We start from the raw sequence: 12,673 nt of genomic DNA, 5'->3' as shown, positions 1-12,673 counted from the left end.
TGGACGCGCGCATCCTATCAGGGCCGGCTGGCGGACGCCGGCGAGGGGATGAGGATGAGGTCCTCCTGGGGCGGGTTGAGGTACTCGGCGCCGGTGTCGGTGACGACCGCCATCTCCTCCACGGAGAGGATGCGCTGCTGGTCCGGCTCGCCCACCTTCCACGCGAAGAAGCCGTCGAAGGCGAAGACCTGCCCGGGCCTGAGCACGCGCAGCGCCGAGCCCGTGGGCGGCTTGCCCGAGGCCGCGCCGGACAGCGCCGGCCCCGCGTCATGCGCCCAGTAGCCCACCGGGTGTCCCGTGCCCCACATGACGCCCTCGGAGCCGGCCTCGCGCATCCAGTCGCGCTGGGCCTTGTCCACGTCGTAGCCGCGCGCGCCCGGCTTCATCGCGGCCAGCGCCACGCGGCTGCCCTTCTTGGACTTCTCCCACTTCGCCAGCGCCTCCTTCGGAGGCTGGGTCTCTCCCGGGGCCAGGACGTAGGCGAAGCGCTGGATGTCCGTGCCCCACGCGCCGCCCACGCGGATGCCGAAGTCCGTCTGGATGAAGTCCCCGGGCTGGATGACGCGGTCGGTGGCGTTGGAGTGGCCGCGCGTGGGGCCGCTGTTGACGTTGGGGTTCTGGTCCGGCGCCCAGGCGTCGCCCACGCCCAGCTCCGCCATGCGCTGGCGCAGGAAGCGCGCCACGTCCGAGTCCCGCGTCTTGCCCGGCACCACCGCGCGGTACGCCTCTTCCTCCATCTTCGCGGTGAGGGCGGCGGCGCGGCGCAGGATGTCCACCTCCTCGGGCAGCTTCACCGCCATCCACTCGCTCACCAGGTCCTCGGAGGACACCAGCCGCTTGCGCAGCGCGGGCGGCAGCGCCTTCTCCAGCGCCGCGCGCTGCGTGGCGGACAGGCCATCCGCCACCGTGACGGACTCGGACGCGTTGATGGCCACACGCGTGGACTTCGCCTGGGCCAATTGCTCGGCCACCTTCGTGTACACATTCGCGCCGCGCTCGAACGCGATGACCTCGTCGAGCAGGTTCATGTCCCGGAGCGCGACGGCCTCGCCCGCCGGCGACAGCCCCACCGCGCGCACGCGGTCACCCTCGCGGAAGAAGAGGAACGCGGCGGTGCCTCCCGCGTTCTCGCAGCCCACGTGCGCGGCCAGCGGGTCGTTGTCGTTCTCGCGGCAGATGACCACCCAGGCGTCCACCTTCGCCTGCGCCATGGCCGAGGGCAGCAGCTTCTGGATTCGCTCCTTGCGGATGCGCGGCCAGGCACCCTCCGCGGCGGGCACCGCGGGCGAGGCCGCCTGGGCCATGGGCGCCATGGGCGCGGTGAGGAGCAAGAGGGACGGGAGGAGGGCGGACCGTGCACGCGTCATGGATGGGGTCTTCCAGGTGAGGGGAGCCCGGCGATTCTTCCACGAAGGCCCGCGTGCTCGCGCGCGCGCCCCGGAGAGGGGGACAAGCACTGAATGAGGGGCTCGCTTAGAGTACGGACATGGCCAAGAGTTCCCCCCGAAAGAAGTCCTCGGCGAAGGCGAAGCAGGCTCCCGTGAAGAAGAAGGCTCCCGCGAAGAAGGGGGCCGCGACGCGCAAGGCGCCCGCGGCACGCAAGGCGCCCGCGGCTCGGAAGCTGCCCGCGCGCCGGAGCGCGTCGCCGGTGCTGGAGGCCGAGCCCGTGTTCGACGACGTGCGCGCCGAGCCTCGCGCGCTGCCTTCGGGCGGCGATCTCCCGGGGCGCGTGCTCCCGTTCGAGATCGACCCCAAGCGCGTGGAGGAGGGCCTCAAGAAGCTGCAAGGGGAGCTGGTCCACTGGGCCAACAAGGGCCGCTACACCAAGGTGCGCTTCAAGTTCCGGGGCAAGCAGCTGCTGCCCGACCTGCCCTTCGCCGCGGTGGTGGCCGCCGAGGGGCTGACCTTCTACTGGGGCGGAATCCTGCGCATGCTCATCGCCAACGTGGTGGGCGGCAGTGTGTTCCAGGTGGAGCTGGTGAACGACGCGGACAAGCGCGTGCAAGCCGGCCGGGAGGCCCTGCTGTCCGGCGACATGGACCAGGCGCTCGCCCTGTTCCGCGAGGCGCTGAACATGGACCGCGACAACGCCGGCGCGCACCTCAACATGGGCGTGGCGCTCAAGCTGAAAGGCGACCGGGAAGGGGCCCTGGCGGCCTTCGAGAAGGCCCGTCAGCAGGACCCCGAGGGGCCCGCCGGACTCGAAGCGGAGCGGCTGGCCGCGCCCTTGCGAAACCCGGCTTGAAACACGCCGCTCAGGCGTTCAAAAAAGGGCCTCCCGGACCCTTTTCCGCGCCCCTCCGCCGAGCGGGCGGGCGCGCGGGTCATCACTGCCTTGTTTCCTCTGTTGACGTAGGGAAATCCGGGGGTTACGAACGCTCACCCATGTGACGGCGCCCCGCGCTGCGGCCCCGTCCATCACCCTTCCAGAGCTCATGGCTGACGACACGACCGACAAGCCGGCAATGCCCCCCGCGCCTCCCCCGGGAAGCGCCGGGGAGCTCATCCCCGTGAACATCGAAGACGAGATGCGCCGCTCGTATCTCGACTACTCGATGTCCGTCATCATCGGGCGCGCGCTGCCCGACGTCCGCGACGGCCTCAAGCCCGTGCATCGCCGCGTTCTCTTCGCGATGAACGACCTGGGGAACACCCACAACCGCGCGTACAAGAAGAGCGCGCGCGTCGTGGGTGACGTCATCGGTAAGTACCATCCGCACGGCGACGCCTCGGTGTACGAGGCCATGGTGCGCCTGGCGCAGGAGTGGAGCCTTCGCTACCTGCTGGTGGACGGCCAGGGCAACTTCGGCTCGGTGGACGGCGACTCCCCCGCGGCCATGCGTTACACGGAAGTGCGCATGGACCGGCTGGCGGAGGACCTGCTGGCGGACATCGAGAAGGAGACCGTCGACTTCGGTCCCAACTACGACGACTCCCTCGAGGAGCCGCTCGTCCTGCCGTCCAAGTTCCCCAACCTCCTCGTCAACGGCAGCAGCGGCATCGCGGTGGGCATGACCACCAACATCCCGCCGCACAACATGACGGAGGTCATCAGCGGCACGCTGCACCTCATCGACAACCCCGAGTGCACCGTCCGCGACCTGATGGAGTTCATCACCGGTCCGGACTTCCCCACCGCCGCCATCATCACTGGCCGCGAGGGCATCCTCCGGGCCTATGAGACGGGCCGCGGCATCATCACCACCCGCGCGCGCACGGAGATCGAGGCGACGAAGAAGGGGGACCGCGAGTCCATCATCGTCACCGAGCTGCCGTACCAGGTGAACAAGGCGCGCCTCATCGAGAAGATCGCCGAGCTGGTGCGCGAGAAGAAGGTCGAGGGCATCAGCGACATCCGTGACGAGAGCGACCGTCAGGGCATGCGCATCGTCATCGAGCTGAAGCGCGATGCCATCGCCCAGGTGGTGCTCAACAACCTCTTCTCCATGACGTCGCTGGAGACGACCTTCGGCGCGGTGATGCTGGCCATCGACGGCGGCCAGCCGCGCACGCTCAACCTGAAGGAGATGCTGGACCGCTTCGTGGCGCACCGCCGCGACGTGGTCACGCGCCGCAGCCGCTACGAGCTGCGCAAGGCGCTGGCGCGCATGCACATCGTCGAGGGCCTGCTGGTGGCCCAGGACCTCATCGACCTGGTGGTTAGCCTCATCCGCGCGTCCCGAGACCCGGACGAGGCGCGCTGGGGCCTGATGAACATCCTGTCCCCCACGCTCTACGAGCGTGAGCGCTTCAAGGAACTCCAGCGCATCGACCTCGCGCAGGCCAAGGCGCAGATGGAGCTGCTCGTCTCCCGCGCGCGCAGCGAGGAGCCCAGCTACCAGGGGCTCGCGCACAAGTACGAGGGCGCGGGCTTCAGCGAGGAGCAGTCGCAGAACATCCTGGAGATGCGCCTGCAGCGCCTCACCGGCCTGCAGCGCGAGGAGCTGTTCCGCGAGCTGATCGCGCTCGCGCGCGACATCATCCGGCTCCAGGACATCCTGGCCAACGAGCGCAGCCTGCTCGGCGTCATCAAGGCCGAGCTGATGGAGATCCGCGAGCGCTACGGCGACAAGCGCCGCACGGAAATCACCGGCGCGGTGGATGACCTGACCAATGAGGACCTCATCGCCGAGGAGACGATGGTGGTCACCCTCTCGCACACGGGCTACGTGAAGCGCTCGCCCCTGTCCGAGTACCGCGCGCAGAAGCGCGGCGGGCGCGGCAAGACGGGCGCGGCGACGAAGGAAGACGACTTCGTCACCAAGGTCTTCGTGGCCAGCACCCACGCGTACATCATGCCCATCACCACCAAGGGCAAGCTGTACTCGCTGAAGGTGCACCAGATTCCGCAGGCCAGCCGCACCTCGCGCGGCAAGGCCATCGTGAACCTGGTGCAGTTCGGTGAGGGCGAGCGGCTGGCGCAGGTGCTGGTGACGCGCGACTTCCCGGAGAACCGTTACGTCTTCTTCGTCACGAAGAAGGGCGTGGTGAAGCGCACGGACCTGAGCGCGTTCGCCAACGTGCGCTCGAGCGGCCTCATCGCGCTGGGCATCGACGAGGGTGACGAGCTGGTCGGCGTGATGATTACCGACGGCACCAAGGACATCCTCCTGTCCACCGCGACGGGCATGAGCATCCGCTTCCCGGAGGAAGAGGTTCGCTCCATGGGCCGGCAGGCCTACGGCGTGAAGGGAATCACGCTGGAGGACGGCGACGAGGTGGTGGGCGCGGACGTGGTGGAGAACGACGCGGCCATCCTCACCGTGACGGAGAACGGCTACGGCAAGCGCACCCAGGAGTCCGAGTACCGGCAGCAGGGGCGCGGCGGCAAGGGCATCATCGACATCAAGACCACCGAGCGGAATGGCCGCGTGGTGGGCCTGGTGCAGGTGAAGGAAGCGGACGAGGTGATGCTCGTCACCAACGGCGGAATGCTCATCCGCATGAAGGTGAAGGAGATCTCCGTCATCGGCCGCAACACGCAGGGCGTGCGCCTCATCGCGCTGGAGAACGGCGACGAGAAGGTCATGGCCCTCTCCAAGCTGCCCGAGTCCGAGGCCTCCGAGTACGAGGAGGGCAGCGGCGAGGAGGGCGCGACCGGCGAGTCCGCGGCGGGCGAGGCGCCCGTGGCGGAGGCTTCCACCGAGTCCGCTCCCGAGCCTGCTTCGGAGTCCACCGAGGCGGCGGCCCCGTCGTCCGAGGAGCCTCCCGCCGAGGGCTGAGCGCCCCGGCGGTGAGGTGAGCTGAAGCCCAGAGGGCTCGGGAGGGAGCGATGGCTTCCCCTCGGGCCCTCTTCGCATGTGGGGACTACTTGCGCGCGAAGTCCTTGGGCAGCGGGACGCCGGCGGACTTCTCGTCGAGCCAGGAGATGCTCAGCACCCACCAGCGCGTGCCGTCGTTGAAGAGCTGGAGGCTGTTCACGCCCCGCGAGGTGATGGGGCCGTCCAGGGCCTCGCGCGTCTCGTAGGCGCTCAGCACCTGGACCAGGTCGCCGTAGCCCATCGTCTGGCGCGACAGCTCCTTCTCGTAGAAGCCGTGCGTCTGGAAGTAGCCGGTGCCCCAGGCGATGTACTCCTCCGGGGTGGTGACGGTGGCGTGCAGCCCCGCGCCCGCGGACTTGCCTCGGCCGACGGGGAGCATCTGCGCGCCGGGGTGGAACAGCGAGCGCATCCGCTGCCAGTCGCGCGGCGTACCCGGCGGTCCGCTGATGACGTCGTAGAGGGCGGCGAGCAGCGCGTCCACCGTGCGCACGTCCTCGGGCCTGGCGGTGGGGGCGCTGGCGAGCGCGGCTTGCGTGCGCTCGGCGGCGGCCTTGAGGGGGTTGGTCTGCGGGGGGCTCTGCGAGTTCGTCTGCGACGGCGGTGGCGGCGCGGCGCGCGGGGGATCCGCAGCGAGCGCGGGAGAGGTGGCGAACAGGACGGCACCAGCGACGAGAGGGCGCAGCATGGCGACTCCGCGACGGCGAGGGACACGGCGGCCGAGCATTCTGGCACGAGCGTTGGGGACTGGCGCCCGTGACACGGTGGCGCTTCTCCTGCCCGAGGGGAGGCCGTACTGTGCCCGCCCGCCATGCCCTTGCTCTCGCTCGAGTCCGTGTCCTTGCGTCACCCTGTCAGCGGCGTCCCTGCCGTGGAGGGCGTGTCGCTGACGATGGAGCCGGGGCAGGTCTTCGCGCTGCTCGGCTCGTCGGGCTCGGGGAAGACGACGCTCTTGCGGCTGCTGGCGGGGCTGGCGCGGCCGGACGCGGGCAGCATCCTGCTCGATGGGCGCGTCATGGCGGGGCCGGGCGCGTTCATGCCGCCCGAGGAGCGCAGCGTGGGCGCGGCGTGGGGAGACGTTCCCGCGACGCCGCAGGTGCCCGTGCAGGCGCACCTCATGGCGAGCCTGGGCGCGCGTCCGCCGGAGGACTCGCTCGTGCGGATCCGCGCGCTGCTGGAGCTGTTCAACCTGAGCGGGCTGGAGTCGCGTCCGCTCGGCACGCTGTCTCGCGGACAGGTCCGGCGCGTGTCGCTGCTCCAGTCGCTGCTGCCCGGACACCGGCTGCTCGTGTGGGACGAGCCGTTCGCGGACATGGACTTCATGCTGCGCGCCCAAGTGCGCGGCGAGCTGCGGCGCGTGCTGGCGTCGCGAGGCAGCTCGCTCTTCTTCGCCACGCACGAGCAGGCGGATGCCCTGTCCTTCGCGGACCGGCTGGCCGTGCTGCGGTCGGGGACGGTGGCGCAGACGGGCACGCCCGAGGACGTGTACGCGCGCCCGCGCACGGCCTTCGTGGCGTACTTCCTGGGGGGCACCAACCTCCTGCCCGGGACGGGCTTCGGCAACGGCGCGCGCACCGCGCTGGGCAACCTGCCGCTCGACCGCGAGGCGCGCGGCAACGTGCTGCTGTCCCTGCGGCCCGAGGCGCTGCGGCTGGTGCCGGACACGGACAAGGTCGCGGTGGGCGGGGCGCTGCGCGCGGAGGTGCTGTCGCGGGCCTTCCAGGGTGGCAGCGTGGAGTTCACCGTGGCGTGCTCGGGGCAGGCGCTCCTGGTGCGCGGCGCGGCCGACCTGGCGTTGCGCGAGGGCAGCCGAGCGCGGCTGGAGGTGGCGGGGCGCGCGGTGGTGCTGGAAGACAGTCCGGAGTGAGCCCGGCTGTCCTACGAGCGGCCAGACAGCCTACGCTCACCGTCTGGCTCGCGGCGCAATCCTGGGGGCCGCTCACGCGTAGAGGTGGGTATGAACATCGCAGGACTACGAGGCATGGGGACCCGCTTCTTCCGCTACGTGCGAGACCCGCGTGTGCCGACCTGGCGGAAGCTCGTCGGCGTGTTGGCGGTGCTCTACTTCCTGTCGCCGGTGGACGCGATTCCGGACTTCATCCCGGTGCTGGGTTGGCTGGATGACCTGGGCGTGCTGTCGGCGGCGGCGCTCTTCGTGATGCGCGAGGTGCAGCGCTACCAGCCCACCGCCGAGGTGCAGGTCGAGGTGCTGGATGGCCTCCCGCGCGACGGGCAGGGCCGCACGCGCGTCTAGAAGCGGCCCATCACCGCGAGCCCCGCGCCCGTGCCGCGTCCCATCCGAGCAGGCGCGACCGTGACGGCGGGGGCCGTGGGCATGTCGAAGTTGTGGGTCAGCCAGGTGGCGGAGGCCAGCCCCGCGAGCGCGCCCACCCCGCTGCCCACGAGGATGGCGTCGCCGTTGTGCTCATCGGCGATGAAGACGAGGCTGGCGCCCAGCAGTCCGCCCAGGATGCCGCCCGAGTCGATGAGGAGCATGCGCCCCTGGGACACGGGCTCGCTGCGGGCCAGCAGCGCCATCCCGATGATTCCCGCCGACACGACGCCTTGCTCCACGGCGAAGAACGTCTGGCTGTCGCCACCGTCAATCGTGCCGAGGAACAGGCCGGTGATGGCGCCCGCCCACAGGCCGCCGGAGTTGGCCATGGAGACCTGCCCCACGCTCGGGTGGAGCTGCGTGGCGATGAAGAGCCCCACGCCGGTGAAGGCCAGCGTGCTGCCCATCACCATGCCCACCCGCGCGTCTCCCTCCAGGTTCATGGACTCCATCGAGGCGAGCCCATAGCCCAGGCCCCACAGCGTGCCGGAGTTGATGGCCGCCGCTTGTCCCGCGGTGATGCCGTTCGCGGAGCCGAGCAGGGCGATGGTGGTCCCCAGTCCTCCGCCGAGCAGGGACACGGCCACGCCCGTCTGCGCATCGCACTCCGCGACCACGCACAGGAGGATGCCCTGGGTGATGCCGTGCAGCGTCTGCAGCACGGTGAGCGAGGCGCGCGCGCCACCCGAGGGCGTCTCGCGTGACATCTCCACCACGGTGGCCTGGGCCAGCCGCGCGCCAGGGTTGAGGCGCGTCTTCGCGAGCCGGGCCATCTCCTCCGCGAAGGGGTGGTGCGGACACGCGGTCATCACGTGCTCGAAGAACTGGAGCGCGTCCGAATCCCGTCCCTGCGCGAGCGCGTTGAAGCCCGCTTCGTACTCCGCTTCTTGCGTGCACGCCGTCGGGCTGGCGAGGAGCGGCGGCGCGGGCAGGGACGTCGAGCCCGGCGGGACGTCCGGAGGCGTGGGCTGGAGCGCGCCGAGGGTGAGCAACAGCACGGGAAGAAGGACCATGTCTCCGCCACGTTACGCGAAGTGCTCGCTCGAAGCCTCCGCCGTGGCCTCGGGGCTCAGGTCCTCCGACGCCGCGGGGAGGCGACGTCACCCCGCAGCCGAGGCCTGGCCCGCGTGAAGGCGTCCACGAGGAAGTCGATGGCCGCGCGCACGCGAGGCGCCCGCTGGAGGTCGGGGTGGAGGGCGAGCCACGCTTCTCGCTCGGGCGCGACCTCGGGGGCGCACAGCCGCACGAGGTCGTCATGCCCATCCGCCAGGTAGCACGGCAGCACCGTGACGCCCACGCCCGCGCGCGTCGCCTCCAGCAGCGCGTAGCGGTTGTTGCTGCGCATCGCGAAGAAGGCTCCCGCGCCCAGGCGCTGCAGCCACTGCTGCTCCGGCGTGTGCGCGAGCGACGCGTCGTGACCCAGCAGGATGTGCTCGCGCAAGGTCTCCGGACGCGCGCGGCCATGCTCGCGCACGTAGCCTCGCGAGGCATACAGCGCGCAGGCGAACGTGCCCAGCTTGCGCGTGACGAGCGCGGGCTCGGCGGGAGGACGGAACAGGCGCACGGCGACGTCGGCCTCGCGGCGCGACAGGTTGAGCACCTGGGTCGCGGCCAGCAGCTCCAGGTGCAGCGCGGGATGGGCCTTGCGCCACGCTGGCAGGTGAGGCGCGAGCACGTGGCTGACGATGGTCTCGGGCGCGGTGATGCGCACGGTGCCGGACACCTGTGAGGACGTGCCGGAGAGCTGTCGCTCCAGCGCGGTGGCCGCGTCGTCGATGAGCTGGGCGGCCTCGAGGGCCTGCTCCCCCGCGGGGGTCAGGCGCATGCCGCCCGGGGCCTTCTCCAGCAGCGCCACCCCCACGTCGCGCTCCAGCGCCGCGAGCCTGCGCCCCACCGTGGCCGCGTCCACCCGCAGCGCGCGCCCCGCCGCCGCGAGCGAGCCGCCCGTGTGCACCGCGAGCAGGTAGCGCAGGTCGTTCCAATCCACGCCCTGCATTCTCGCATGCCCATCCCCGCGCTCCTGCCCGTTTCGCTTCACGCGTCGGGATGGCACTGAAGGCGACATGTCCTCCGCGCTGTCTCCCGACACCGTCCTTGCTGCACGCGAGCGCATCGCGCCCTTCATCCGCCACACGCCGCTGGAGCCCTCGCCCGAGCTGGCGGGGGGCACCGGCGCGCGAGTCTTCCTCAAGCTGGAGTGCCTCCAGGTGACGGGCTCGTTCAAGCCGCGCGTGTCCTTCAGCAAGCTGCTCGCGGTGGACGCGCGGACGCGGGCGCCGGGCGTGGTGGCCTCCACGGCGGGCGGCCACGGAATGGGCCTGTCCCATGTCGCGCGAACCCTGGGCGTGCCGGTGGACCTGTTCATTCCGCGCACCGCGGACGCGCGCAAGGTGGACGTCATGCGCCGCAACGGGGCGCGGCTGCACGTCTTCGACTCGGTGTCCGAGGCGCGCGAGGCGGCGATGGCGGAGGCCCGCGCGCAGGGGCGCCTGTTCGTCTCCGCGTACAACGACCCGGACATCATCGCGGGCGGTGGCACGGTGGGGCTGGAGCTGCGGGAAGACCTGCCGGAGGTGGACCTCGTGGTGGTGGGGATGGGCGGTGGCGGGCTCATCAGCGGCCTGGGCCTGGCCTTGAAGGAGTGGAGCCCGCGCGTGCGGCTGTGGGGCGTCCAGCCCGAGGTGAGCCCGGTGCTCGCCACGTGGATGCGCGCGGGGCGGCCCGTGCCCGTGGAGACGCAGCCGAGCATCGCGGATGGGTTGGGCGCTCATCTGGAGCCAGACTCGCTCACCGTGCCCCTCGTGATGCGGTACGTGGACCGCATGCTGCTCGTCTCGGAGGAGGAGATTCGGGACGCCATGGCGTGGCTGCTGGAGGAGCACCAGCTCGTGGTCGAGCCCTCGGGCGCCGCGCCCGTGGCCGCGCTGCTCCGGCATCCGCCCGAGGGCTTCCGGAACGTGGCGGTGGTCATCACCGGGCGCAACATCAGCCGGCCCCGCTATGTCCAATTGCTGGGCGCGCGGCTCACGGCTCCAAGCGAGTCCTCCCAGGACGCGAAACACGCCGCGTCGCGCTGAACCCAATTGTCTCAAAACGTTTTGGGTTATCGGGACTGCGGGCCCACCCCGTGACGCGTCGCTTCGCGTCCCATGTCTGGGTACTTGCACCTTGAAGTGTAAAATGTTGGGAATGTTAGGTAGTCTTGATTTTCTTGAATGGGTCTATTTATGTCTGTCTCCTCATCTCTTGCATGAGGAGGCTCTGTGATTCGATGGCAGTTTCCTGTGACACGGAAGCATGGTTTCGCCGCGCTGGCCCTGATGTTGGCGGGCTGCGGAACTCCCGACATGGCACCCGAGGCGCAGCAACTGGGCTCGCACAGCTCGGCCTTGGTGGGACAGCAGGTTGTCATCACCCCGTCGATGGTCCAGCCCGACGGCGTCCGCCCGACGCTGGGGGCCTACCAGAATCTCTTCGATGAGCAGACGTTGATTGGCGACCCCCGAGTGGGCTCGACCTTCAAGCCCGCCACGACGTGGGGCAACGTCGTCTACAACGAGTCGCAGTATCCCATGGGTTTCGTCATCGACCTGGGACAGCTCTACGACATCAGCCAGGTGGGCGTGTTCGACACCTATGACACGGGCACCATCACCTTCGGCACGGGCTCGCCGGGGGCCTGGACCGACCTGCCAGCCATCACCACCAACAAGTGGCAGGAGTGGACGCTGGCGCCCGTGGGGCAGCGCACGCGCTACCTGCACTTCGTGCGCAGCATGTACGGGGCCTCGAACGAGATTGTCGTCTACGGCACGCCTGCGGGGGGCGCGCCCACCAACGTGCCGCCCACGGCCCTGGCCGGAGCGGACCAGGTGCTGGTGGCGCCCGCGTCGTCCGCGTCGCTGACGGGCACCGCGAGCGACAGCGATGGCACCGTCGTCTCGCAGCAGTGGACCCAGGTCTCGGGGCCGAACACCGCGACGCTCTCGGCGGCGACCTCGCTGTCCGCCTCGGCGCTCGGGTTGGTGGTGGGGCTCTACGAGTTCGAGCTGCGCGTGACGGATGACCAGGGCGCCGCGGCGACCTCGCGCACGAAGGTTCGCGTGGACCCCTCGCCCAGCGGGCGCGGCACCACCCAGGAAATCTACAAGTCGAGCACGCCGGGGGCGGGGAACTACGGCCACGTCGTGTACCTGCCGCCGGGCTACGCGTCGGCCTCGAACTGGCCCATCGTGTTCTTCCTCCACGGCGCGGGTGAGCGCGGCAACGGCGGCACGGACCTGCACAACGTCCGGAACCTCGGGCCCCAGTCCTACATCGACAAGGAGGGGAAGGATTACCCGTTCATCCTCGTGTCACCCCAGACGGCGGACGGCAATTACTGGAATGACTACGAGGCCCAGCAGGACCTGAGCCCGTTCATCGACCGGATTGTGTCGACGTACAAGGTGGACCCGAAGCGTGTGTATTTGACGGGCCTCAGCATGGGCGGCGCGGGCACGTTCTCCTATGCGGCGTATTTCGCGTCGAAGCTGGCGGCCATCGTCCCCATCTGCAATGGCGGCTTCGGCTCGTCGGCGGCGCATGCCCAGGTCATGGTGAGCGGGCAGCTCGCGGTCTGGGGTTCACACGCCCGGAATGATCCGCTCTCGTACTCGGGCACGCGCGACTGGTTCAACCAGTTGGGGTTGGCCATGGGCGGAACGGGCAGCGTGATGGACGCGTACACGTATCCAAACCGCACGCAGACCGCGTTCTTCCGCCCGGCCACGGGCACCTGGGAGTGGGTGGATGGACAGACGGCCGTGGATGCGAACGGCCAGCCTGCTTCGCCCCCCGTGCTCTTCACGCTCTACGACGTGGGCGGCCACAGCATCTGGGACAACGTCTACAAGGACCCCAAGGTGTTCAACTGGATGCTGTCGCAGCACCGTCCCTGAGACGGCGTGCCCCACGGCTCCGGTCCGTGTGACGGAGCATCGCTGACATGGAGGCGGCCGCCCGCATGGCCGCCTCCATGACTCCAGAGGGGCTGTCGTCTTCACTTCGGGGCCTGTCCATATTCATCCGCGTTCTTCAC

At 70.2% G+C, this 12,673-nt stretch carries 10 protein-coding genes; 6 read left to right on the top strand and 4 right to left on the bottom strand.

Features of this window, described 5'->3' with window-relative positions; translation table 11 throughout:
- Positions 1-17: 17 nt before the first annotated feature.
- Complete coding sequence (locus JGU66_04975) at positions 18-1,367, bottom strand: M24 family metallopeptidase (GenBank protein ID MBJ6760105.1); 1,350 nt, start codon at positions 1,365-1,367, stop codon at positions 18-20.
- 119 nt (positions 1,368-1,486) lie between these two features.
- Here JGU66_04975 and JGU66_04970 point away from each other — a divergent pair, with 119 nt between their 5' ends.
- Both JGU66_04970 and gyrA read left to right on the top strand, forming a co-directional pair.
- Positions 1,487-2,245, top strand: coding sequence for a tetratricopeptide repeat protein (locus tag JGU66_04970; GenBank protein ID MBJ6760104.1), 759 nt, complete (start codon positions 1,487-1,489; stop codon positions 2,243-2,245).
- A gap of 190 nt (positions 2,246-2,435) precedes the next feature.
- Entirely contained in the window at positions 2,436-5,222 is a 2,787-nt protein-coding gene (gene gyrA / locus JGU66_04965) for a DNA gyrase subunit A (protein MBJ6760103.1), read from the top strand.
- 85 nt (positions 5,223-5,307) lie between these two features.
- On the opposite strand, the gene JGU66_04960 is transcribed toward gyrA, so the two are convergent.
- Positions 5,308-5,946: a nuclear transport factor 2 family protein gene (locus JGU66_04960; GenBank protein MBJ6760102.1), complete on the bottom strand. Its 639-nt coding sequence runs from the start codon at positions 5,944-5,946 to the stop codon at positions 5,308-5,310.
- A 123-nt stretch (positions 5,947-6,069) separates the two neighbouring features.
- Here JGU66_04960 and JGU66_04955 point away from each other — a divergent pair, with 123 nt between their 5' ends.
- Both JGU66_04955 and JGU66_04950 read left to right on the top strand, forming a co-directional pair.
- Positions 6,070-7,125: an ABC transporter ATP-binding protein gene (locus tag JGU66_04955; GenBank protein MBJ6760101.1), complete on the top strand. Its 1,056-nt coding sequence runs from the start codon at positions 6,070-6,072 to the stop codon at positions 7,123-7,125.
- Positions 7,126-7,239: 114 nt separating this feature from the next.
- The gene (locus tag JGU66_04950; protein ID MBJ6760100.1) at positions 7,240-7,512 is read left to right on the top strand and encodes a DUF1232 domain-containing protein; all 273 of its coding nucleotides are present in this window, start codon (positions 7,240-7,242) and stop codon (positions 7,510-7,512) included.
- On the opposite strand, the gene JGU66_04945 is transcribed toward JGU66_04950, so the two are convergent.
- The gene (locus JGU66_04945; protein ID MBJ6760099.1) at positions 7,509-8,606 is read right to left on the bottom strand and encodes a hypothetical protein; all 1,098 of its coding nucleotides are present in this window, start codon (positions 8,604-8,606) and stop codon (positions 7,509-7,511) included. The genes JGU66_04950 and JGU66_04945 overlap by 4 nt on opposite strands.
- 56 nt (positions 8,607-8,662) lie before the next feature.
- Positions 8,663-9,580, bottom strand: coding sequence for a LysR family transcriptional regulator (locus tag JGU66_04940; protein MBJ6760098.1), 918 nt, complete (start codon positions 9,578-9,580; stop codon positions 8,663-8,665).
- A 76-nt stretch (positions 9,581-9,656) separates the two neighbouring features.
- Here JGU66_04940 and JGU66_04935 point away from each other — a divergent pair, with 76 nt between their 5' ends.
- Both JGU66_04935 and JGU66_04930 read left to right on the top strand, forming a co-directional pair.
- Entirely contained in the window at positions 9,657-10,670 is a 1,014-nt protein-coding gene (locus tag JGU66_04935; protein MBJ6760097.1) for a pyridoxal-phosphate dependent enzyme, read from the top strand.
- A 243-nt stretch (positions 10,671-10,913) separates the two neighbouring features.
- The gene (locus JGU66_04930; protein ID MBJ6760096.1) at positions 10,914-12,533 is read left to right on the top strand and encodes a hypothetical protein; all 1,620 of its coding nucleotides are present in this window, start codon (positions 10,914-10,916) and stop codon (positions 12,531-12,533) included.
- Positions 12,534-12,673 lie beyond the last annotated feature (140 nt).

The sequence above is a fragment of the Myxococcaceae bacterium JPH2 genome, assembly GCA_016458225.1.
Taxonomy (GTDB): Bacteria; Myxococcota; Myxococcia; order Myxococcales; family Myxococcaceae; genus Citreicoccus.
The sequence above is the reverse complement of the archived record's forward strand: the minus strand, read 5'-3'. Positions and strand labels throughout refer to the sequence as shown.

Excerpts from the sequence above, each read along its gene's own strand:
- JGU66_04975 (MBJ6760105.1), bottom strand. The coding sequence starts at position 1,367 with ATGACGCGTGCACGGTCCGCCCTCCTCCCGTCCCTCTTGCTCCTCACC.
- JGU66_04970 (MBJ6760104.1), top strand. The coding sequence starts at position 1,487 with ATGGCCAAGAGTTCCCCCCGAAAGAAGTCCTCGGCGAAGGCGAAGCAG.
- gyrA (MBJ6760103.1), top strand. The coding sequence starts at position 2,436 with ATGGCTGACGACACGACCGACAAGCCGGCAATGCCCCCCGCGCCTCCC.
- JGU66_04960 (MBJ6760102.1), bottom strand. The coding sequence starts at position 5,946 with ATGCTGCGCCCTCTCGTCGCTGGTGCCGTCCTGTTCGCCACCTCTCCC.
- JGU66_04955 (MBJ6760101.1), top strand. The coding sequence starts at position 6,070 with ATGCCCTTGCTCTCGCTCGAGTCCGTGTCCTTGCGTCACCCTGTCAGC.
- JGU66_04950 (MBJ6760100.1), top strand. The coding sequence starts at position 7,240 with ATGGGGACCCGCTTCTTCCGCTACGTGCGAGACCCGCGTGTGCCGACC.
- JGU66_04945 (MBJ6760099.1), bottom strand. The coding sequence starts at position 8,606 with ATGGTCCTTCTTCCCGTGCTGTTGCTCACCCTCGGCGCGCTCCAGCCC.
- JGU66_04935 (MBJ6760097.1), top strand. The coding sequence starts at position 9,657 with ATGTCCTCCGCGCTGTCTCCCGACACCGTCCTTGCTGCACGCGAGCGC.
- JGU66_04930 (MBJ6760096.1), top strand. The coding sequence starts at position 10,914 with ATGTTGGCGGGCTGCGGAACTCCCGACATGGCACCCGAGGCGCAGCAA.